Here is a 20,792-nt window from a genome sequence, read left to right on the forward strand (position 1 = left end):
CATGCGTATTCTGCTGACCAACGACGACGGCATCCACGCTGAGGGCCTTGCCTGCCTGGAGCGGATCGCCAACCAGCTATCGGACGATGTCTGGGTGGTGGCGCCGGAGACCGACCAGTCGGGTTATGCGCATTCGCTGTCGATCTCCGAGCCGCTTCGGCTGCGCAAGATCAGCGACAAGCACTATGCTGTGAACGGCACGCCGACCGATTGCGTTATCATGGGCGCGCGCAAGATTCTGCCGGAGCCACCGGACCTGATCCTGTCGGGCATCAATTCGGGGCTCAACGTCGCCGACGACGTGACTTATTCAGGAACCGTGGCCGGTGCCATGGAAGGAGCGCTGATTGGAATTCGCTCGATCGCGCTCAGCCAGGCCTACGTGTATGAGAACGATGAGCGCATCGTGCCTTATGAAACGGCCGAAGCGCTGGCGCCGGCGCTGTTGCAGAAGTTGATTTCGACGGAACTGCCAATCGGCGTGCTGCTCAACGTCAACTTCCCCAATTGCCCACCCGAAGAGGTGACGGGACCCGTCGTGGCCAGCCAGGGCAAGTTGTCCTATGGCATCTGGGTCGAGGAACGCCGCGACGGACGCAGCTTGCCTTACTACTGGCTACGTTTCGGCCGCGACGAGCCGGTGTTGAAGCCAGGTACCGACCTTCATGCCGTGCGCAACAAGCAAATCTCCGTAACTCCGCTCAAGCTCGACATGACGGCGCATGAACTGCGCGACCAATTGGCCAAGGCTATTGCATGAACATGATGTCGGACGACCGTGAAGGCTTTGCCGCCTTTCTGCTTCGCCTGCGTGGGCGCGGCATCGTTCCGAAAAGCCTGATTGCCGCCTTCGAGGCGACGCCCAGGCGTGATTTCATCTCCGGCCAGTTTCATTCCATGGCCTGGTCGGATCGCATGCTGCCGATCGAGTGCGGCGAGGCCATCGAAGGCGCCGATCTCCAGGCCGCGGTGATTGCGGCGCTCAACATCGAACAGGGTAACCGCGTGCTCGAAGTCGGCACCGGTTCGGGCTATACGGCGGCCGTCATGGCGCGGCTTGCCGGGCGTGTCGTCACTGTAGAACGGTTCAAGACTCTGGCCGAACAGGCGCGTCAGCGCTTCGAACTGCTCGGCATCAGCAACGCAATGGTCCGTCAGGCCGATGGCTCGAACGGATTGCAAGGTGAGGGGCCGTTCGACCGCATCGTGGTGTGGGCGGCCTTTGACAGTCATCCACGCATGTTCGTCGACCAGCTGTCGAGCGGCGGCACGATGATAGCGCCGATCGGCCCTGAAGAGGGCGAACAGGTGCTGTGTAAACTGACAAAGATCGGCAGCCGCTTCGAGCGCGAAGACCTGGGTGTCGTTCGCCTGCAGGCCCTGGCACGCGGCGTCGCTGCCGTTCTCTAGGCAAAATTTCTCCGACAGATCGAGCTTGAGGCTGGCCTTGGTCTGGCGAGGGGCCATGCCGTGCCCTGGCTTGTGAAGCATTTGATTTATTTGATCCTCTTAACCGACCAGTAACATTAACGCGCTTTAATCAAGCCTAGTTGGTATCGGGTAAAGCGCGGGTCGGTGCGATGCGTTTCAGTATTTTGAAGGCGAATAAACGCTCTCTGGCGCGCGGTGGCGCCGTTCTGCTGGTTGCCGGCATGGCAGCAGGGTGCAGTTCAGGAGTGTCGCGATTCGGCGGCGGCGGCGTCGACGATATTTTTACGGCATCGACGCCCAACCAGCGGTCGATCATCAACGATCAGCAGCAGCCCTATCCGGGCGATCCGCAGATGGCGGCAGCGCCGGTAGCGCCCAGCAGCTCGGGTTCGGTCAGCCGTGGCAGCCTCCAGCCTGTGTCGTCGCAGCCTCTGCCGGCACCAGTTGCTCAAGCTCCTGCCCTCGCTCCAGCCCCTGTTCGCACGGCCCAGGCACCTGCATCGGCACCTGTCCTCGCCACGGCCGGTACGCTAACCCAGCCGCAGACCGCGCAAGCGGAGCAAAACACCCTCAAGGTTCCAACCAAGAAGCCTTTGCCGGCCAATCCGCCGCTGTCGACAGACAAGGTGGCGGTGTTGCCGCAGCAGCCCAAGACCAGGGAAGGTGCTGTCGCTCAGCTCGACGCATCGGCCGACAAGAATGCCAGACCGGCGGGCGCTGGTGGTGGCTACAAGGTTGTCGAAGGCGATACGCTCAACCGTATCGCCAGCAAGCTCGGCGTCACGACCGCCGCCCTCAAGGAGGCCAATGGCCTGCAGGACGGTCGCATCCGTATCGGTCAGTCGCTGAAGGTACCTGGGGCTGCCACGAGCGTGGCCGCAGCCAAGCCTGCAGCCGTCGATCCTGTGGTTACAAGCACGCCGGCTCCGGCCAAGCCGGCCGTGGCCGCTGCCAAGCCAGCGGCTGAAGCGCCCACCGTTGCTTCCTACACGCCACCAAAGAAAGACAAGCTGGTCGAGCAAGCTGAAGAATCTTCCGTACCTGCCCCGAACGCCACCGGCATTGATCGCATGCGTTGGCCAGTGCGCGGCCGGGTGGTCTCCAACTACGGCAAGGGTGGCGGCAAGGCCAATGACGGCATCGACATTTCAGTTCCGGAAGGCACACCCGTCAAGGCGGCCGAGAATGGCGTCGTCATCTATGCCGGCGACGGGCTCAAGGAATTCGGCAACACAGTGCTTGTGCGCCACGAGAACGGACTGGTCACCGTCTATGGCCATGCCAGCGAGCTGAAGGTCCAGCGCGGCCAGAAGGTCAAGCGGGGCGACGAGATCGCGCTTTCGGGCATGAGTGGCAGTACCGACGCACCGAAGTTGCACTTCGAAGTGCGCAAGAATTCCACGCCGGTCGATCCGAGCGGCTATCTCGAATAGCGCATCGTAGTGTCTGATTTCCTGCGCCCGTCCCGATCAGGGGCGGGCGTCTTCGTTTGGAGAGATCAATCCTTGAGCGGCTTGCCGAGGCGGCCAGCCAGGTCCTGGATGAATTGCCAGGCAACGCGGCCCGAGCGGCTGCCGCGCGTCGTTGCCCATTCCAGCGCTTCGGCGCGCAGCGATTCCGGATCGCTGCCGAGGCCGTGGTAGCTGGCGTAGCCGTTGACCATGTCGAGATACTCGTCCTGCGAGCACTTGTGGAAGCCGAGCCACAGGCCGAAGCGGTCCGACAGCGATACCTTTTCCTCAACTGCTTCCGACGGGTTGATCGCCGTCGAGCGCTCATTGTCGATCATGTCGCGTGGCAACAGGTGCCTTCGGTTCGACGTCGCGTAGAAGATGACGTTCGCCGGCCTGCCCTCGACGCCGCCCTCGAGGGCTGCCTTCAGCGACTTGTATGAGGTGTCGTCATGGTCGAACGACAGGTCGTCGCAAAACAGGATGAAGCGATAGGGCGCTGCCTTGAGCAGGTTCATCAGCTTGGGCAGCGTGTCGATGTCCTCGCGGTGGATCTCGATCAGCTTAAGTGGAGCTACAGTCTTGCCCGAGGCGTTGATCGTGGCGTGTGCCGCCTTGACCAGCGATGACTTGCCCATGCCGCGCGCGCCCCACAGGAGCACGTTGTTGGCGGGCAGGCCGCCCGCGAAGCGCTCGGTGTTGTCGACGAGGATGTCGCGGACGCGGTCGACGCCCTTGATCAGGCCGATGTCGACGCGGTTCACCCGCTGTATGGGTTCGAGAAAGCCCGGATCGGCTGCCCAGACATAGCAGTCGGCGATGGCGATGTCGGTTTCAGGGACGGACGGAGGCGCAAGCCTGGATACCGCGGCGATCAGAAGATCCAGCTTGGAGTTGAGCGCTTCGATGGTCTTTTCCATGGCTAATCCCGTCAGTCTCTAGATAATACCTGTGCGCGACGCTGTAACACGCTCAAATTGCGCGGAAAAGCGCCACGGCTTGGGCCAAGCGTAGTTGCATTGGTGGCATGAGCGACTATATTCCGCGCACATTTCCGGGGGACCGATGTGCGGTATCCCGATACTTTCTCAGGAGACATTCATGTTCGTCACGCCGGCATACGCACAGGCCACCGGGGCTACGCCCGACGTTCTCGTCAGCATTCTGCCGTTTGTGCTGATCTTCGTGATCATGTATTTTCTTATCATTCGCCCGCAGCGTACCCAGCTCAAGAAGCGCGGTGAAATGCTTTCGGCGATCCGCCGTGGCGATACGGTTGTCACCGGCGGCGGTTTCGTCGGCAAGGTGACCAAGGTCATCGACGACAACGAACTCGAGGTTGATCTGGGCAACGGCCTCAAGGTGACGGCGCTGCGCGCGACCATCTCCGACGTTCGGGTCAAGGGCGAGCCGATCGCCAACCAGAACGCCAAGAAATAACTTGGGGCGTCGTGCGTCCGAAAGCGCGCACAAAGTTCGCTCCAAGTATTTGTATGTAGTATCGGCTTTCCGAAAATTGATTCCGATTTTCGGGCCGATGCTGTAGTCGAGGCGAGACCACCACCTTCACGCCTTACCGGACGAGGCCAAATGCTCTATTTTTCGCGCTGGAAGACAATCTCGATCTGGGCCGTGGTGCTCCTCGGGATACTCTTCACCATCCCCAACATGCTGACCCAGTCTCAGCTCAATTCCCTTCCGGGGTGGTTTCCCAAGCGCGCGCTGACACTTGGCCTCGACCTTCAGGGTGGTTCGCACATCCTGCTGTCCATCGACAGGCAGGATTTGATCGACGAGCGTCTGCAGGCGACCCGCGACGACATCCGCACCATGCTGCGCGATGCCAAGGTCGGCTACACAGGCCTGACAGGTACGGGTAGGACGATTCAGGTCCGCATCACCGATCCGAACGAGCTCGAAGCAGCGAAAAAGGCACTGGCGACGCTGATCGCGCCGATTTCGTCGAGCATGTTCGGCACCGGTTCGGTGAGTGAACTGGCGCTCGACGAGCCTGAGCCCGGCCTGCTGCGCTACACGCTGACGGACGCCGGCATCGATTATCGCGTCAACAACGCGGTCACCCAGTCGATCGAGGTCATCGGTCGCCGCGTCAATGAACTCGGTACCACCGAGCCGATCATCCAGCGCGCGGGTGCTGACCGTATCCTGGTTCAGGTTCCGGGACTTCAGGATCCGACCCGTCTCAAGGAAATTCTCGGCAAGACCGCCAAGCTGACCTTCCAGATGGTCGACCAGTCCATGTCGCCGCAAGAGGCGATGCAGGGCCGTCCGCCGGCCGGCTCGACTGTGATGTATTCGCAGGACGATCCGCCTGTTCCGTATCTGATCGAAAATCGCGTCATCGTATCGGGCGAAAATCTCACCGACGCCCAGGCGACCTTCGACCAGCGCACCAATGAGGCTGTCGTTTCGTTCCGCTTCGACGGAAAGGGCGCATCGCGCTTTGGCCAGGCCACCCAGCAGAATGTAGGCAAGCTCTTTGCCATCATCCTCGACAATCAGGTGATTTCGGCCCCGCGCATCAACGAACCGATCCTCGGCGGCTCGGGCCAGATTTCCGGCAACTTCACCGCTGAAAGCGCCAACGACCTTGCCGTGCTGCTGCGCGCCGGCGCGCTGCCGGCCGATCTGACAATCGTCGAGGAGCGCACAGTCGGTCCGAGCCTGGGCGCGGACTCGATCGCGGCTGGCAAGTTCGCCTCGATGATCGCCGGTATACTCGTCGTTGGCTTCATGCTGGTTGCCTACGGTACCCTCGGCATCATCGCCAACATTGCCCTTGCCGCCAACGTGGCGCTGATCATCGCGATCCTGTCCATCCTGGGCGCAACGCTGACGATGCCAGGCATCGCCGGTATCGTCTTGACGGTCGGCATGGCGGTCGACTCCAACGTCATCATCTACGAACGCGTGCGCGAGGAGCGGCAGCTCGGCCGTTCGCTGGTTCAGTCCCTCGATTCTGGCTTTTCGCGCGCGCTGGCGACCATCGTCGACGCCAACTTCACCACCTTCATCGCTGCGCTCATCCTGTTCTACCTCGGTTCCGGCCCTGTGCGCGGTTTTGCCGTTACCCTTGCCATCGGTATCGTGACCACGGTCTTCACCGCCTTCACACTGACCCGTTGGCTGGTTTCGATCTGGCTGCGCCGTGCCAAGCCCAAGGAATTGCCCAAGGGCTTCGTCCGTTTCGTACCGGACAACACCAACTATTCCTTCATGGGACTGCGTCGTTACGCTTTCGCTCTGTCGGCAGCAGCCTCGCTGGCGGCGATGGCCCTGTTCTTCACCATCGACATGAACTACGGCATCGACTTCAAGGGCGGCACCAGCCTGGAGGTCCAGGCCAAGAGCGGTGATGCAAGCTCGTCCGACGTGCGCGCCCGGCTGAGCGAACTCAACATCGGCGACGTCCAGGTCCAGGAGTTCGGTGCGGCAAACACGTTGCTGATCCGCGTCGAAGGCCAGAAGGCCGGCGACAATGCCGAGCAGAGCGTGGTCGAGAAGGTCCGTGGCGAACTCGCCAATGACTACGACTTCCGGCGTGTCGAATCTGTCGGCCCTACTGTTTCGAACGAACTTGCCTGGTACGGCACGCTTGGCGTGCTGGCTTCGATGCTGGCGATGTTGATCTACATTTGGTTCCGCTTCGAGTGGCAGTTCGGCATTGGCGCGATCCTCGCCACCGTTCACGACGTGACCATGATGGTCGGCCTTTATGTCATCACCGGCATCGAGTTCAACCTGACCAGTATCGCGGCGATCCTGACAATCGTCGGCTATTCGATCAACGATACCGTCGTGGTCTACGACCGCGTCCGAGAAAATCTGCGCAAGTACAAGAAGATGCCGATCGAGCAGTTGCTCGACCTGTCGATGAACCAGACGCTGTCGCGTACGGTACTGACAGGCCTCACCACGCTGCTCGCCCTGATTTCGCTCTACCTGTTCGGTGGCGAGGTTATCCGGTCCTTCACGCTCGCCATGATCTTCGGCATCGTGGTCGGCACCTACTCATCGATCTTCGTTGCCGGTCCGTTGCTCATCCTGTTCAGGTTGCGCCCGGCAGGTGTCGATGCCGACGACAAGGGCAAGGACAAGCCGGCGGTGCCGGCTACCGCTCACACGACCAAGTCGTAGGTTGGTATGGCAGGGTTGATCATTCGCGAGGCGCATTTCCCGGGACGGGCGCCCGTCGACGCTTATGGCGACGGCGGTTTCCGTTTCGCCGACATGTCGCATCGGGGTTCGATCCTGTGCCTGCCGTCAGGGATCTATGGATGGCAGCCAGCAGATCCCCTGGCGCTGAAGCCGTCGGATTTCGAAAAGCTCTTCGCCGAGGCCGGGCAGGTAGAGATCCTGCTCGTCGGCATGGGCAAGGAATTGCGGCGCTTGCCCGAGGCACTCAGGGCGGCGCTCAAGGACGCCAGGATTTCGGCCGATCCAATGTCGACGGGGGCTGCCGTGCGTACCTACAACGTGCTGCTTGCGGAAGATCGCGCCGTGGCCGCTGCCTTCATTGCTGTCGACTGACCGTGAGCGAGGCAAACGACGCGGCGAAGGCCCTAATGGACGCGGTGCGCACGGCCGACCGCGACCGCTATCTTGCGGCGCTCTACGCGCCTGAAGACAAGCGTCAGGCCGTTCTGGCGCTCTATGCCTTCAATGCCGAGATATCGGGCATTCGCGACCGCGTCAGTGAGCCGATCCCCGGCGAGATCAGGTTGCAATGGTGGCGCGATGTCATTGCCTCAGGCAACAGGGATGCCGGCGCTGGGCATCCGGTCGCCACGGCACTGATGGCGGCGATCGAGACCTACAGCCTTCCGTCCGCTGCCTTCGAGAACTATCTCGAAGCCCGCATTTTCGACCTCTACGACGACCCGATGCCATCGCGTACCGACCTCGAGGGATATTGCGGCGAAACCGCCTCAGCGCTAATCCAGCTTGCCGCTTTGGTGCTCGATGCCGATGAGGCGCCGAAGCAAGCGGAGCTGTCAGGTCATGCCGGCTGTGCCCAGGCGATTACCGGATTGCTGCGGCTGCTGCCGATCCATCGTGCGCGCGGCCAGTGTTATGTGCCCAGGGACATTCTGTCTGCTGCTGGGACGACTCCGGAGGAGTTCGTCGCGAACGCCGCAGCACAGTCGTCACGGCATGCCGTCGAGGCCATGGCCGCACTGGCGCGTGAGCACCTCCGGGCATTTGAACGCGGCGTTAAGGATCTGCCTGTGGCGCTTCGTCCGGCTTTCCTGCCACTTGCCCTGACCCCGACCTATCTCGACCGATTGGGACGTGGCAAGGATGGCATGTCGTCGCTGCGCAAGCACCTGCTGATGCTGAAGGCCGCATCACGCGGCTGGTAAGATCAGACCGTTGCGACGTGGTCTTCGCGCCTTGTGAAGAACAAAAAACGGTCGAGGCCACGGGAATTGACATAGGAGCGAACGTCGCGGTGCAGGCGTCGGGCAACGCTGGCCGAGGCCACGTTGTCGGGCGCGACGATCGAGCCGATCTCCATTTCGTCCCTTGCCGCAAATCCGTATGACATCGCGGCGCGCGCGGCTTCGAGCGCGATACCACGACCGCGCCATGCCGGTGCGACATGGTAGCCGATTTCGAGAACACGAGATCCCGCCACATCCTGCCAGGTCGGGCCGCAGTCGCCGATCAGCGTGCCGCTTGCTTTGTCGATGATCGCCCACAGTCCGAATCCGTCCCGCTGATAGCGGTCACGATTCCTCTCGATCCATTCGACGGCAGCGGAATCGCTCGTCATCTCAGGATAGAAGCGGCGCGCGTAATCGTCAGCGAAGATCGCCAAGATCTCCGCTGAGTCTGCCAGTTGCATCTCCCTCAAGGTCAGGCGAGCCGTCTCGGGAGGAAGCATCGTTTGCCTCGTTTTATTCCGCCGCTTGCGCAGCTTCGGCAATGCCAAGCCAGGCGCGGCAGTCGACCAGCGCGCGCGCCGTCATCGCCTTTTTCTTGGCGATCGTCTTTTCCTTGCCGCGCAGGCGTTTGCCCTCGACCTTCGGCGCTTCCATGACGGGAAACAGGCCGAAATTGACGTTCATCGGCTGGAACGAGCGTTTGCCCGGCTCATCGTCGGAAACGATGTGGCCGCCGGTGATGTGGTTGAGCAGCGCGCCAAAGGCGGTGGTCACCGGTGGTTGGCTCAAAGGCTGGCCGAGGCGCTCGGCAGCGGCGAAACGTCCGGCAAGCAGCCCCATGGCGGCACTTTCTACATAACCCTCGCAGCCGGTGATCTGGCCGGCGAAGCGCAGGCCAGGCCGCGACTTGAGCTGCAATGTCGGATCAAGCAGCGTCGGCGAGTTGAGATAGGTATTGCGGTGCAGTCCGCCGAGGCGGGCAAATTCGGCGTTCTCAAGCCCCGGAATCATGCGCAGCACATTGACCTGCTCGCCATGCTTGAGCTTGGTCTGGAAACCCACCATGTTGTAGAGCGTGCCGAGCGCATTGTCTTGGCGCAATTGGACGACCGCATAGGCCTTCACCGTCGGGTTGTGGGCATTGGTCAGGCCTATCGGCTTCATGGGTCCGTGACGCAAGGTCTCGCGGCCACGCTCGGCCATCACCTCGATTGGCAGGCAGCCGTCGAAGTAAGGTGTGCCTTCCCATTGCTTGAACTCGGTCTTTTGTCCGTCGAGCAGTGCCTGGACGAAGGCATCGTACTGGTCCTTGTCCATCGGGCAGTTGATGTAGTCCTTGCCCGTGCCGCCGGGGCCGACCTTGTCGTAGCGCGACTGGAACCAGCAGACATTCATGTCGATGCTGTCGAAATGGATGATCGGGGCAATGGCATCGAAGAAGGCGAGGGCGTCAGCCCCGGTGCTGGCTGCTATTGCTTCGGCCAGCGAAGGTGCCGTCAGTGGGCCGGTGGCGATGATCGCCTGGTCCCACTCGGCAGGTGGCAGGCCGGTGATCTCTTCGCGCACGATGGTGATCAGCGGATGGGCCTCAAGCCGTTCGGTGACGGCGTTGGAAAAGCCATCGCGGTCGACCGCGAGCGCGCCCCCCGCGGGTACCTGGTTGGCGTCGCCCGCGCTCATGATCAGCGAGCCGGCAAGCCGCATCTCTGCGTGCAGCAGGCCGACAGCGTTGGTTTCGGCGTCATCGGAGCGGAAGGAGTTGGAGCATACCAGCTCGGCGAGCCCATCGGTCTTGTGCGCGTCGGTGCCGCGCACACCGCGCATTTCATGCAGGATCACCGGTACCCCGGCCGAGGCTACTTGCCATGCTGCCTCTGATCCGGCGAGGCCACCGCCGACGATGTGAATAGGTTTTGTGTTCATCGCGTCGGAATAATCCCTTGGCTGCGGGAATGCAACGATCGGGCCTGATAGACGGTACGACTTTGGGGGTTGCGATTGGCGCGTCGCAACTTCTAAGATGCGTGAATGGCGAGACATGCATTCTGTCGATTGGTCATTGCAGGCGTAGTCACGGTTTCAGGTTTTATTGGTCTCGCGCAAGCCGCACCGAATGTGGCGGTGACCAACCGCATCGACATCTGTCACGGTTATAGCTGCGCGTTCCGCTCGCGCCTTGACCTTGGGCCGAATGATGCCAAGCGATTTGCATCGATCCTTGCTTCCGGCAAAGCTTCACCGCAGGCCGAACGGGCGGCAATTGCCAAGGCGGTCAGCTATTTCGAGACACGCTCGCAGCAAGTTACCGGCGTACGCGATCAGCCAAAGTCGGAGTTCGGCGCCTCAAAGGTCCGGGGGCAGATGGATTGCGTCGATGAATCGACCAACACTAATTCCCTGCTTCGCTATCTCGAGGCGCGCGGCCTGCTCAAATACCATAAGGTCGAGGCGAAAACGTCGCGCGGGTTCCTGCTCGATGGACGCTACCCGCACTGGACAGCGGTGATCCGCGCGCCCGACGGCGTCAAATGGGTGGTCGATTCCTGGTACGCGCCGATGGGCGGTGCGCCCGACATCATCCCTCTCAGCGACTGGAAGGTGCGCGGCGTGCTGGAAAGCGGTGCGCTGGACTAGGCGGCACTTTATCTCGCGGGAAGCAGATGGCTTGAGAGGCTCCAAAACGACAACACCCGCCGGGGGAGGACCGGCGGGTGTCGTTTTGGTGGTCAGCTTCAGGGAGGAGGAGGAAGCTGACCTATTCGCCATTGCCGGGGAGGAGGTCGGCGCTGGCGGAATTCTTTTCGCCAATCAAAGAGGGCGAAGCTCTCAGGGTAACGACACCCGCCAGGGGAGGAGGTCTGGCGGGTGTGTTAAGGTGGTCAGCTTATCGGGAGGAAAAAGCTGACCTGATCCGTCATTGTCGGGGAGGAGGTCGACGCTGACGGAATGCCTGAATTAGATTGCGCGGCGGGCGATCGACTGGATCTCGCCACGATTGATGCCGAGATCGGCAAGCTGGCGGTTCGACAGACGGCCAAGCTCGTTCACCGTCTCGCGATAAGCACGCCAGTTGCGGTAAGTGCGGAGCAAGTTCATTTTAGTTCTCTTTTCGGTTCGGACAGCTGGTCTAGTTAGACGGCTTTACGTGCGACGAAGTGGATGTCGCTACGGGTAATGCCGAGGTCGGTCAGTTCACGGTTCGACAGGCGGCTCAACTCGGAGACAGTCTCGCGGTAGCGGCGCCAGTTGCGGTAATTGCGGATCAGGTTCATCTTCGTATCCCGTTCGTCTTCTTTTCGCTTCTGTGTACGGGGCGTAGATAGGATGACCCTGCCTAAAATTGAAGCGCTATGCTCGCATGGCAGCAATGCGTTTTGTGCATTGCAGCATTAATGGGCATTAAGCCTTCGGTCATAATTGTGACCGAATCTGAAATTCGCCATAATGACAACGGCTTGGCCCGAACATTGGCGGCTGTGGCAGGGGGATGCGACTATGGCGAGCTATGCCACCAAGGTGAAGAACGACATTGCGCGTTGGGTCGCTAGCGGGCTCGTGGACCGCGCGACGGGTGACGCGCTTGTCCGTGATGTCGAGGCGAATGAACGCAACGGTCTCAACTTCGGTTCGATCCTGGCGATCATGGCCGCCCTTCTGTTTGCCGCCGCCATTCTCATTCTCGTCGCGGCCAACTGGGAAGCGATCCCGCGCGTGGCGCGTGTAGGTGCTTTGTTTGCGGTCATCTTTGCAGGTTATGTCGGCGGCGCCGTGCTCAAGGAGCGTGGCCATGGCGGTTTCGCCGAAGCGCTGTGGCTGATCGCGGCCGCGGCCTTTGGCGGTTCGATCGCGCTGGTCGGCCAGATGTATCATTTCTCCGGCGACGAGGCCGCCGCTGTCGTCACCTGGTGCGTTGGTACTGCGATAGCGGCCGCCGCGCTGCGCTCCAACGCATTGACGGTGGCTGCTGTCGGCATCGCCGATGCCTGGCTGGTGCTCAAGGGCTTCGAGATCTTCCGTCGCTCCGAGTTTCCGCATCTCTTCGTAGCGGTCATGGCGGTGTTCTGGGCGCTGTCGTTCTGGACACAAAGCCGCGCGGCCCGGCACCTCATTGTGCTCTCGCTCATCTTCTATGCGGTGCTGCTCGGCATTCACTACGACACGCTAGAGGTCGGGTTGGTGCTTGCGCTGGTTTCGGCCGCTCTGCTTGCGGTTGCTGCGCTGGCGCCCATCCCGTCCGAGCGCCTCGTCCAGCTTGGTGGACGGCTGCCGCTACATGCGCTGGTCGGCTTCCTGACCGGCTTGGGCATGATTCAGATCGACCGGCTCGATGAACAGGGCTTCGTCATGGCCGCAGCGGTGGCTCTGGCCGTCATTGCTGCGGTAGTTATCTTCCTTGGGCGCGAGAGCCGAGCCTTGCGCTGGATAGCCTATCTCGGCTTTGCCTTCGAACTGGCGGTTGTTTACCTCGTCACCGTCGGTTCCATGCTTGGCACCGCCGGCTTCTTCTTCGCTGCCGCAATAATTCTCGCCGGCCTCGCCTATGCGATCATCCGCATCGAACGGCGGATGAAACCGCAATCGCCCCAAGGAGCAGCATGATGCCTCGCTACAAGCTCGTCATTGCTGCTGTGGTGCTCGCGCTCGCACAGATCGGGCTCCTCTCCTGGATGATCGCCGGAAGGGCGGCAATCCTGCGCGACGGCAAGGAGGTGCTGCTCAAGGTCGAGCCCATCGACCCACGCGACCTGCTGCGCGGCGACTATGTCAGGCTGGGCTATGATGTTTCGCGCATCCCCGTCGAGATGATCGCCAATTTGCCGAAGGGCGAACTGACGACTGCGGAAGGGTCGATCGTTGTGCGCCTGAAAAAGGGCACCGATGGCTACTGGCGCGAAACGTCCGCCTGGCTTGGGGCCGCAGCCGCGCCCGCAGCAGCGGATGAGGTTGATCTGCTCGGGCATATCTCCAATGGCTGGAACCTGGCGCCGGGTTCGACCATCGGCGTCGACTACGGCATCGAGCGCTTCTATGTGCCGGAAGGCGAGGGGCTGGCGATCGAGGAGGAGATGCGCAAGCGCAACTCCGGCGCGGAGCCCGAGTTGCGCGGCTTTGGCATCAAGGTTGCCGTCGGTAGCGATGGCACCGGCCAGATCAAGGCTTTGATGGACGGCGACACCATGCTGTTCGAGGAGCCGCTTTACTGAAGCGGCCCACCGGAGCGACATCCGCACCTCTTAAGTCAGGCTTGCCCTTACCGCCGCTTCGATCGCTGCGGGGCCGAACCTCCGGGCAGCCGTCTCGCGGGCATGGAGCCGGCGTGCTTCAAGCAGTGCCGGGTCCGTACTGAGGGCTGCGGCGCGTGCAGCGAGCTCTTCGTCGGATTCGGCAAAGTCGATGTCGCTGCCGTCGTCCAGTTCAAGACCCTCGGCGGCCAGTCGCGTTGCAACCACTGGCAGGCCCCACGCCATCGCTTCGAGAATTTTCAGGCGCGTACCCCCGCCTGTCGTCAGGGGCACGATGGTCAGGTGCGCGATGCGGTAGAGTTCCGACAGATCATCGGGGTTGGCGATCAACTTCACACCGGGCAACGCGGCGAGATCATTGAGGGCGCGGTTGGGGTTGCGCCCGGCAATAATCAGCTTCGCACCACTTAAGGTCGCTCGGACTCTGGGCAGGATCTGCGTCGCCAGCCGCCGTGCCGCCTCGATGTTCGGGGCATAGTTGAGATGTCCGATGAACAGCAGGGTCGGGTGGCCGTTGATCATCGCAGGCTGTTCGACAAGCTTATCCGGGATGAGCTCGAAGCGGGGTATTCCGTTCGGAATCACATCCGGCATGGTGCTGCCATCCGACAGGCTGCGCAGCCTGTCTCGGTCCTGTTGCGAACAGACCCAGACCTTGTCGACCATCCGGAGCGATTTCAGTTCCATGTCGCGGATGCGCCTGACATGCCGCTTTTTCTTGGAGAACAATCCAGCCAGCCAGCCGGTATTCGGCATCATCTGACGCGCCAGGTCGGATTCGATGTTGTGCATGTCGAGCACCAGCGTTTTCGCTATCGGGCGCAGGTGCTCGATCAGGGCAAACAGCGGAATGCCTTCCACGACGATGGTGTCGGGCTTGAAGTCGCGCGCTGCGGCGAGCAGGCGGCCGAGCGCCACTTGGGGAATGCGCGTGTCGATCGGGGTCTGTCGCCTGGCGAGGCGTGGGGACGTCGCCGCCTCGGCGGCGCTGGCCAGGGTCAACGTCGTTATTTGGCTGTCGCTGAGATTCGCAGGCAAAGGCGGTTCGTGGACTGAACCGACCAGCACATCGCCTAACCCTGCGAGCGCCCGGGCATTTTGCCAGTTGCGCAAGTCGCCGCCTGAAACCGGTGGCCATGCGGCGTCTGAGGCGACAAGCAAGGTGCGCCGCGAAGCAGCGCGGCTGTCGGCATCCATCGCCGTGGCTGTTGCTGTGATGTTTGCTCTTTCGTGCACGGCTGGATCACTCTCGATACGAGGTTTCAAGGTCCGCCGGGCTAAGCGTTCTGGTGCGGATGATAGGAGTCGAACCTACACGCCTCTCGGCACTGGAACCTAAATCCAGGGCGTCTACCAGTTCCGCCACATCCGCATCGCTCGCCAATCCCACGCTGCCATCATTCTGTCAATCTCACAGCTGAAATGACCTCGACCGGGAGAAACGGCGAAGATAGTTGAAAATTGGGCCCGCCTGTGACAAAAGGCCTGTCGAATAAGATGGGTCGCAAGTATCCGTCTCTGCAGGATGCGATAAGAAGTCGAAAAAACAACAGCTTATCGAAATCTTCGGAAGGCGGCGGACTAAACGGACCGCAAAAGGCGGACCGGATACCGATTTGCGAACTTGAAGCCACCCCCGGCAAACGAATTCCGGCAGGCTCGACGGTAGGAAGCCGTTAACGCCGCGCCATACGTGAAAACAAAGGTTTGATGATGCAGGTCACCGAAACGCTCAACTCCGGCCTCAAGCGCGAGATCAAGGTCTCGGTTCCTGCCGGCGACATGGAAGCCCGACTCGTCAAGCGGCTTTCCGATGCCAAGGACAAGGTTCGCATCAACGGCTTCCGTCCGGGCAAGGTGCCGATGCAGCACCTGCGCAAGGTCTATGGCAAGTCGTTCATGGCCGAAGTGGTCAACGAGATCCTGACCGATTCCAGCCGCACGATCATTTCCGAGCGTGGCGAGAAGGCCGCCATGCAGCCCGACGTGAAGATGACCGAGGACGAGAAGGAAGCCGAGAAGATCCTCGCCGGCGGCGCCGACTTCGAATTCTCGCTGAGCTACGAAGTCATTCCCGCGATCGAGATCAAGGACTTTACCGACATCAAGGTGTCGCGCCCTGTCTATGACGTGCCGGAAAGCGAAATCGACGAGCAGGTCAACCGCGTTGCCGAATCGGCCCGTTCCTACGAGCCGAAGACCGGCAAGGCTGCCGAAGGCGACCGCGTCACCATCGACTACGTCGGCAAAATCGACGGCGTCGCATTCGACGGCGGTACGGGCGGCGACCAGCCGCTGGTGCTCGGCTCGAAGGAGTTCATCCCCGGTTTCGAAGACCAGCTGATCGGCGCCAAGGCCGGCGACGAAAAGCTCGTCACCGTGACCTTCCCGGAGAACTACCAGGCCGCTCATCTGGCCGGCAAGGAAGCGACCTTCGACGTCACCGTCAAGGAAGTCGCAGCCCCCGGCAAGCTCGAGGTCAACGACGAGACCGCCAAGAACCTTGGCCTCGAGTCGCTCGAGAAGCTGCGCGACATCGTTCGCGGCCAGATCGAAAACCAGTTCGGCGCGATGACGCGTCAGAAGGTCAAGCGCCAGCTGCTCGACCAGCTCGACGGCACCTACAAGTTCGAGGCTCCCTCCAAGCTCGTCGAAGCCGAGTTCAACAACATCTGGAGCCAGGTCACGCGTGACCTCGAGATCGCCGGCCGCACCTTCGCCGACGAAGAGACCACGGAAGAAGAAGCCCGCGCCGAGTACCAGCGCCTGGCCGAGCGCCGCGTGCGCCTTGGTCTGGTTCTTGCCGAGATCGGCGAAAAGGCCGGCGTCACGGTTTCCGACGAAGAGCTGCAGCGCGGCCTGTTCGACACGGTTCGCCGCTACCCGGGCAGCCAGCAGCAGGAAGTGTTCGACTTCTATCGCAACAACCCGTCCGCGCTGGTGAACCTGCGTGCGCCGCTGTTCGAGGAGAAGGTTGTCGATCACCTGCTGTCGCAGATCACCGTCACCGACAAGAAGGTGAGCAAGGAAGAGCTGCTCGCCGACGACGAGGACGAGGGCACCGAAAAGCCGGCCAAGAAGGCTTCCGCAAAGAAGGCTGACAAGGCTGAGAAGGCCGAGGGCGAAGAGCCCAAGAAGAAGGCCGCACCGAAGAAGAAGGCCAAGGAAGCCGACGCCGAATAAGGCTGTGCTCCTGGTATGAAACGAAAAGGCCGCTGGGTGATCCGGCGGCCTTTTTGATTCTGGATTGGCGTGGTCGCGGCTTTTCGCCTGCGCTAGATCAGCAGCAGGCCTTTCATGCTGGCAATGCCCTTCTTGCCGATGATGATGTGGTCGTGCACCGAAATGCCGAGCGGCTTGGCCGTATCCATGATCGTCTTGGTCATGTCGATGTCGGCACGCGACGGCGTCGGGTCGCCTGATGGGTGGTTGTGCACCAGGATGAGTGCCGTCGCAGACAGTTCCAGCGCCCGCTTGATGACTTCGCGGGGATAGACCGGCGTGTGGTCGACCGTGCCGCTTTGCTGGACTTCGTCGGCGATCAGCACGTTCTTCTTGTCGAGAAACAGGATGCGGAAATGTTCGCGCGCCTCAAACGCCATGGCGGCGCGGCAATAGTCGAGCAGTTGGGGCCAGGACGACAGCACCTCGCGGCCGCTGATTTCTCCGCGCGCCATGCGCCTGGCTGACGCCGCAATGATCTTGAGATCGAGAGCCACTGAGGGCCCGATACCCTTGACTTCCTGGAGCAGATTGGTGGGTGCGCCGAGCACTTCCGCCAGCGTTCCGAAACGGGCGAGAAGAGCCTTGGCGACCGGCTTGGTGTCGGAGCGCGGGATCAGCCTGAACAGCAGGAGCTCGAGCAGTTCGTAGTCGGGGAGGGTGTCGCCGCCAGTCGCCGAAAAACGTTCGCGTTGCCGGTCACGATGACCAAGATAATGGGGCTTTTCCGGCGCCGTGGTGCGCTTGATCGGCGGCAACGGAAGCTCGCCGAAGAAGTCACGCTCGTCGTGCTCGTCGCTCGCCATGCCGCGTCTGTCGCCCCCGCCGGAATGTCACCGGCGCAGCGATATTATGCGGCCAGGCCCGGCCGGTCGAGCCCCTTGGGGGAGAGGGTGAAAATCTCGCAGCCGGTGGCCGTCACGCCGATCGTGTGCTCGTATTGGGCCGACAGGGATCGGTCGCGCGTCACCGCGGTCCAGCCGTCGGACAGCACCTTCACATGCGGGCGGCCCAAATTGATCATCGGCTCGATGGTGAAGATCATGCCTTCACGCATTTCCACGCCTTCATTGACGTTGCCGTAGTGCAGGATGTTGGGCGCGTCGTGGAACAAGGCGCCCACGCCGTGGCCACAGAAGTCGCGCACCACCGAGCAACGTTCGGCTTCGGCATAAGTCTGGATCGCTGCACCGATTGCGCCCGTGCGCGCACCGGGGCACACGGCGGCGATGCCACGCATCAGGCACTCGTGGGTCACTTCAAGCAGGCGCTCGGCGGCGCGCTTGATGTTGCCCACTGGATACATGCGGCTCGAATCGCCATGCCAGCCGTCGAGGATGTAAGTGACATCGATGTTGACGATGTCGCCGTCCTTGAGCGGCTTGTTGTCGGGAATGCCGTGGCAAACGACGTGGTTAATCGAGGTGCAGCTCGACTTGGTGTAGCCACGGTAGTTGAGCGTGGCAGGCATGGCCCCATGATCCATGCCGAACTCGAAGACGAAGCGGTCTATGGATTCGGTGGTGACGCCGGGCGACACGCGATCGACCAACTCGTCCAAGCACTGGGCGGTAAGGGCGCATGCCTTGCGCATGCCTTCAAAGGCCTCCGGCCCGTAGAGACGAATCTGGCCCGTATTCCTGAGGGGCGCCGTGGCGGCGTCGAGATAGCTGACCATGGGTTTCTGCCGGGTGCTCTTAGCTGTGCGCAAGGATGTGCGAATGGTTGGCCCAGATTTGGCACCGGAAGCGTCCGGATTCAACCCACAAAGGCCGAACCGTGGCGATATGCGACGGCTGCAGCGCAAAAATGGCCCATGTCAGCCTGGTGCGCCAGCCTTTGCGGGTCGCGCAAGCGTCTGCTTGGGGCGAGGGGCCGCAGGATCGGCCGGCCGCAGCATGTCGCCATGCACCCACCCCTTGCGGCCGGATGCGGAGACAAGTGTCCATTTGCCGTCGCGGGCAAACACCCGCACACTTTCGCCCTGCTTGAGGCTGGACGTGACTGGGGCGGAAACGTTGGGACGCTGACGAAGATAGACTGACGTGCTGGTGTAGAGCACGTTGAGGGTGGTGGCGCTGTCGCTTTCGGGCTTCGCTGACGTTTGCTTGGCCGCAGGCTTCGGTCGTGGCAAAGGCGTCGGTGGACGCTTGATAGAGGCTGTTTCGACAACATCCCGGGGGTTGCGCGGCGTGCTGTCCGTTTTGGGCCGCGTTGCCATGGCAATCTTTTGGGGCGCGACCTCGGCTTTTGGTTTGGGGGTTGCAGCCGCCTTGCTTGGCTCGACGTCGAGCTTGGGACGCACCACCTCTGTTTGCGGGCGCGGTGCGAGATTGACCTTCGGCCGTGTCACTGTTGCCTCGGAGCGTGGTGTCGTCTCTGCCTTCGGCCTGCTCAAGGTCTTGGACGGTCGATCTTCGAGGCGAGCCTTGCTCGGCATCTCCTGCGTCATGGCCCAGCCGCCCGCCGCGAGCGCGCCGAGCACCAGCCATCTCAGTTTGGGAAGGGCGAATCCAGACATGCCTTGAGTCTGGACTTCAGAGCTTAAAACCGCGTTGACGCCGTCTCCTCGGCACCAATACTGCGAAGGTGGATCACGCCTTTTTCAGGAACTCGGTCTTCAACACCAGACCCTTGACCTGCTTGGTGTTGCATTCGATCTCGCCTGCATTGCCGGTGAGGCGGATGTTCTTGACCAGCGTGCCGCGCTTGATGGTCTCTGAGGTTCCCTTGACCTTCAAATCCTTGATCAGGGTCACCGAGTCGCCTTCGCTGAGCTGGGCGCCGTTGCTGTCCTTGACGATGATGTCTGACATGATTCTTCCTTCCGCTTTCGCGTCGATGGGTGCCGCAGTAGGCACTCTGGAGTGCGGCGTAAAGGGAGGTGCCTGAAATCCTGGCTGGCAGCCGATTGGCGAAGCATCTCAGACGGTCAGTTTTCCATCACGGTTTAGGCGCCGCGGCGTCATCGGGGACGCACGGCGGCTCACCCTTGAAGTCACGTGCCAGGCAACCGTATTTGTCGAATGTCTGGCCGGTTTCGCGCGCCGCCTTGGCCATTCCGCAGGCCGATACAGCTAGGCAGGCAAAAAGAGCAACAGTGATTCTGATCATCTGCATGGGGGCACTTTAGGTTCGGCGTGTTCGCCGTATAGTGGGTTTCGTTGCTCAATGTGCGGTGTAAGCGCCGTCCACCAGGTGGTAGCTTCCTGTGATGAAGCTCGCTTGATCCGACAGCAGGAAGCACACCAGTGCTGCGACTTCTTCCGGTTTGCCACGCCTGCCCATGGGCTGCAGGGCTAGCATGCGCCGCGACTCGCCTTCGAATTGGTCGGTGAGGAGCGGAGTGTCGATCCAGCCAGGACCCACGGCATTTATCCGTATACCTGTTCGCGCATATTCCATCGCGGCAACCTTGGTCAGCCCGACGACCCCGTGTTTGGCGGCCGTGTAGGCGGCCGCTGTCGGCAATCCGACGGAACCAAGCACCGAGGACATATTGACGATTGCGCCGCCACCCCGTTGCTGCATCGCCGGGATCTCGTACTTCATGCAGTAGAAAACGCCGTTCAGGTTGACGTTCATCGTCTCGTGCCAGCTGTCGAGGGGATAGTCGGCGGTGGCTTTGCGTGCGCCGCCAATGCCGGCATTGTTGACGGCGAGATCGACGCCGCCGCACGTCTTGACGGTGAACTGAACCAGCCCTTCAACGGCTGCGGCGTCGGCGACGTCGAACGCAAAATCATGTGCCTTTCCGCCGCGTGCACGAATCTCGGCGGCAACGTTGCGGGCAGCATCGGCGTCAATATCGGCAACGACCACCTCAGCCCCTTCGCTGCCAAGCTGCCTGGAGACGGCAGCGCCAATGCCCGAACCGCCGCCGGTTACGATCGCTATCTTCCCTTTGAAGCCAGGGTTCATCGTCGCCGTCCTCCACCGTACTGTCTCGCCCACAGAGCAGTTGCGGGCCGCTGTCGCAAGTCCTCGATTCAAATCGGCGGCTCGCTTAACAGCGTCGCCTTACGCGACGAGTGAGG

General features: G+C 61.8%; 22 protein-coding genes and 1 tRNA gene. 11 read left to right on the forward strand and 12 right to left on the reverse strand.

From position 1 onward, the window contains the following. Position 1: 1 nt before the first annotated feature. The 3 genes from surE (at position 2) to C8K44_RS19380 (ending at position 2,864) form a co-directional block, all read left to right on the forward strand. Positions 2-760: a 5'/3'-nucleotidase SurE gene (gene surE / locus C8K44_RS19370; protein ID WP_109577413.1), complete on the forward strand. Its 759-nt coding sequence runs from the start codon at positions 2-4 to the stop codon at positions 758-760. Then, positions 757-1,410, forward strand: a complete 654-nt coding sequence (locus C8K44_RS19375; RefSeq protein WP_109577414.1) for a protein-L-isoaspartate(D-aspartate) O-methyltransferase — start codon at positions 757-759, stop codon at positions 1,408-1,410. The genes surE and C8K44_RS19375 overlap by 4 nt, the downstream gene beginning before the upstream one ends. Before the next feature lie 170 nt (positions 1,411-1,580). Continuing rightward, entirely contained in the window at positions 1,581-2,864 is a 1,284-nt protein-coding gene (locus C8K44_RS19380; protein WP_109577415.1) for a M23 family metallopeptidase, read from the forward strand. Positions 2,865-2,929: 65 nt separating this feature from the next. Here the strand turns inward: C8K44_RS19380 and C8K44_RS19385 are convergent, their stop codons facing one another. Beyond that, positions 2,930-3,802, reverse strand: a complete 873-nt coding sequence (locus C8K44_RS19385; RefSeq protein ID WP_109577416.1) for an ATP-binding protein — start codon at positions 3,800-3,802, stop codon at positions 2,930-2,932. A gap of 181 nt (positions 3,803-3,983) precedes the next feature. On the opposite strand from C8K44_RS19385, the gene yajC reads away from it, so the two are divergent. From yajC to C8K44_RS19405, 4 genes are all read left to right on the forward strand, one after another. Next, positions 3,984-4,322: a preprotein translocase subunit YajC gene (yajC, locus tag C8K44_RS19390; RefSeq protein ID WP_109577417.1), complete on the forward strand. Its 339-nt coding sequence runs from the start codon at positions 3,984-3,986 to the stop codon at positions 4,320-4,322. A 150-nt stretch (positions 4,323-4,472) separates the two neighbouring features. Then, positions 4,473-7,040, forward strand: coding sequence for a protein translocase subunit SecDF (gene secDF / locus C8K44_RS19395; protein ID WP_109577418.1), 2,568 nt, complete (start codon positions 4,473-4,475; stop codon positions 7,038-7,040). A gap of 6 nt (positions 7,041-7,046) precedes the next feature. Beyond that, positions 7,047-7,433, forward strand: a complete 387-nt coding sequence (locus tag C8K44_RS19400) for an Mth938-like domain-containing protein (protein ID WP_109577419.1) — start codon at positions 7,047-7,049, stop codon at positions 7,431-7,433. A gap of 35 nt (positions 7,434-7,468) precedes the next feature. Continuing rightward, complete coding sequence (locus tag C8K44_RS19405) at positions 7,469-8,266, forward strand: phytoene/squalene synthase family protein (protein WP_109577450.1); 798 nt, start codon at positions 7,469-7,471, stop codon at positions 8,264-8,266. Between the two features lie 2 nt (positions 8,267-8,268). Here the strand turns inward: C8K44_RS19405 and C8K44_RS19410 are convergent, their stop codons facing one another. Both C8K44_RS19410 and trmFO read right to left on the reverse strand, forming a co-directional pair. Next, positions 8,269-8,832 carry a GNAT family N-acetyltransferase gene (locus tag C8K44_RS19410; protein WP_158282764.1) on the reverse strand — a complete coding sequence of 188 codons (564 nt, stop codon included), beginning with the start codon at positions 8,830-8,832 and terminating at the stop codon, positions 8,269-8,271. Then, positions 8,804-10,213, reverse strand: coding sequence for a methylenetetrahydrofolate--tRNA-(uracil(54)-C(5))-methyltransferase (FADH(2)-oxidizing) TrmFO (gene trmFO / locus C8K44_RS19415; protein WP_109577421.1), 1,410 nt, complete (start codon positions 10,211-10,213; stop codon positions 8,804-8,806). Before trmFO ends, C8K44_RS19410 begins: the two co-directional genes overlap by 29 nt. A gap of 105 nt (positions 10,214-10,318) precedes the next feature. Here trmFO and C8K44_RS19420 point away from each other — a divergent pair, with 105 nt between their 5' ends. After that, entirely contained in the window at positions 10,319-10,924 is a 606-nt protein-coding gene (locus C8K44_RS19420; protein WP_245417552.1) for a hypothetical protein, read from the forward strand. 321 nt (positions 10,925-11,245) lie between these two features. On the opposite strand, the gene C8K44_RS19425 is transcribed toward C8K44_RS19420, so the two are convergent. Next, on the reverse strand, positions 11,246-11,386 hold the full coding sequence (locus tag C8K44_RS19425; RefSeq protein ID WP_018427695.1) for a DUF1127 domain-containing protein: 141 nt from the start codon (positions 11,384-11,386) through the stop codon (positions 11,246-11,248). A 35-nt stretch (positions 11,387-11,421) separates the two neighbouring features. Continuing rightward, positions 11,422-11,562 carry a DUF1127 domain-containing protein gene (locus C8K44_RS19430; RefSeq protein WP_109577422.1) on the reverse strand — a complete coding sequence of 47 codons (141 nt, stop codon included), beginning with the start codon at positions 11,560-11,562 and terminating at the stop codon, positions 11,422-11,424. Between the two features lie 223 nt (positions 11,563-11,785). Here C8K44_RS19430 and C8K44_RS19435 point away from each other — a divergent pair, with 223 nt between their 5' ends. Then, positions 11,786-12,889 (forward strand): DUF2157 domain-containing protein, encoded by a 1,104-nt coding sequence (locus C8K44_RS19435; RefSeq protein WP_109577423.1) that lies wholly within the window; start codon positions 11,786-11,788, stop codon positions 12,887-12,889. Next, entirely contained in the window at positions 12,886-13,494 is a 609-nt protein-coding gene (locus C8K44_RS19440; protein ID WP_109577424.1) for a GDYXXLXY domain-containing protein, read from the forward strand. Before C8K44_RS19435 ends, C8K44_RS19440 begins: the two co-directional genes overlap by 4 nt. Before the next feature lie 30 nt (positions 13,495-13,524). Here C8K44_RS19440 and C8K44_RS19445 read toward each other — a convergent pair whose 3' ends face one another. Together C8K44_RS19445 and C8K44_RS19450 are read right to left on the reverse strand one after the other, a co-directional pair. Continuing rightward, the gene (locus tag C8K44_RS19445; protein WP_245417553.1) at positions 13,525-14,769 is read right to left on the reverse strand and encodes a glycosyltransferase family 4 protein; all 1,245 of its coding nucleotides are present in this window, start codon (positions 14,767-14,769) and stop codon (positions 13,525-13,527) included. Between the two features lie 51 nt (positions 14,770-14,820). Next, positions 14,821-14,905 (reverse strand) — tRNA-Leu (locus C8K44_RS19450). Between the two features lie 341 nt (positions 14,906-15,246). Between C8K44_RS19450 and tig the strand changes: the two genes are divergently transcribed. Beyond that, on the forward strand, positions 15,247-16,716 hold the full coding sequence (gene tig / locus C8K44_RS19455) for a trigger factor (RefSeq protein ID WP_109577452.1): 1,470 nt from the start codon (positions 15,247-15,249) through the stop codon (positions 16,714-16,716). A gap of 92 nt (positions 16,717-16,808) precedes the next feature. On the opposite strand, the gene radC is transcribed toward tig, so the two are convergent. From radC to fabG, 5 genes are all read right to left on the reverse strand, one after another. Continuing rightward, positions 16,809-17,561 carry a DNA repair protein RadC gene (gene radC / locus C8K44_RS19460; protein WP_109577426.1) on the reverse strand — a complete coding sequence of 251 codons (753 nt, stop codon included), beginning with the start codon at positions 17,559-17,561 and terminating at the stop codon, positions 16,809-16,811. A gap of 44 nt (positions 17,562-17,605) precedes the next feature. Next, on the reverse strand, positions 17,606-18,433 hold the full coding sequence (map, locus tag C8K44_RS19465; protein WP_109577427.1) for a type I methionyl aminopeptidase: 828 nt from the start codon (positions 18,431-18,433) through the stop codon (positions 17,606-17,608). A 141-nt stretch (positions 18,434-18,574) separates the two neighbouring features. Then, positions 18,575-19,276, reverse strand: coding sequence for an SH3 domain-containing protein (locus tag C8K44_RS19470; RefSeq protein WP_109577428.1), 702 nt, complete (start codon positions 19,274-19,276; stop codon positions 18,575-18,577). Positions 19,277-19,349: 73 nt separating this feature from the next. After that, complete coding sequence (locus tag C8K44_RS19475) at positions 19,350-19,571, reverse strand: alkylphosphonate utilization protein (RefSeq protein ID WP_199227144.1); 222 nt, start codon at positions 19,569-19,571, stop codon at positions 19,350-19,352. Positions 19,572-19,923: 352 nt separating this feature from the next. Beyond that, the gene (fabG, locus tag C8K44_RS19480) at positions 19,924-20,676 is read right to left on the reverse strand and encodes a 3-oxoacyl-ACP reductase FabG (protein WP_109577429.1); all 753 of its coding nucleotides are present in this window, start codon (positions 20,674-20,676) and stop codon (positions 19,924-19,926) included. Positions 20,677-20,792: the final 116 nt, after the last annotated feature.

This window comes from Aminobacter sp. AP02 (genome assembly GCF_003148805.1).
Lineage (GTDB): Bacteria > Pseudomonadota > Alphaproteobacteria > Rhizobiales > Rhizobiaceae > Aminobacter.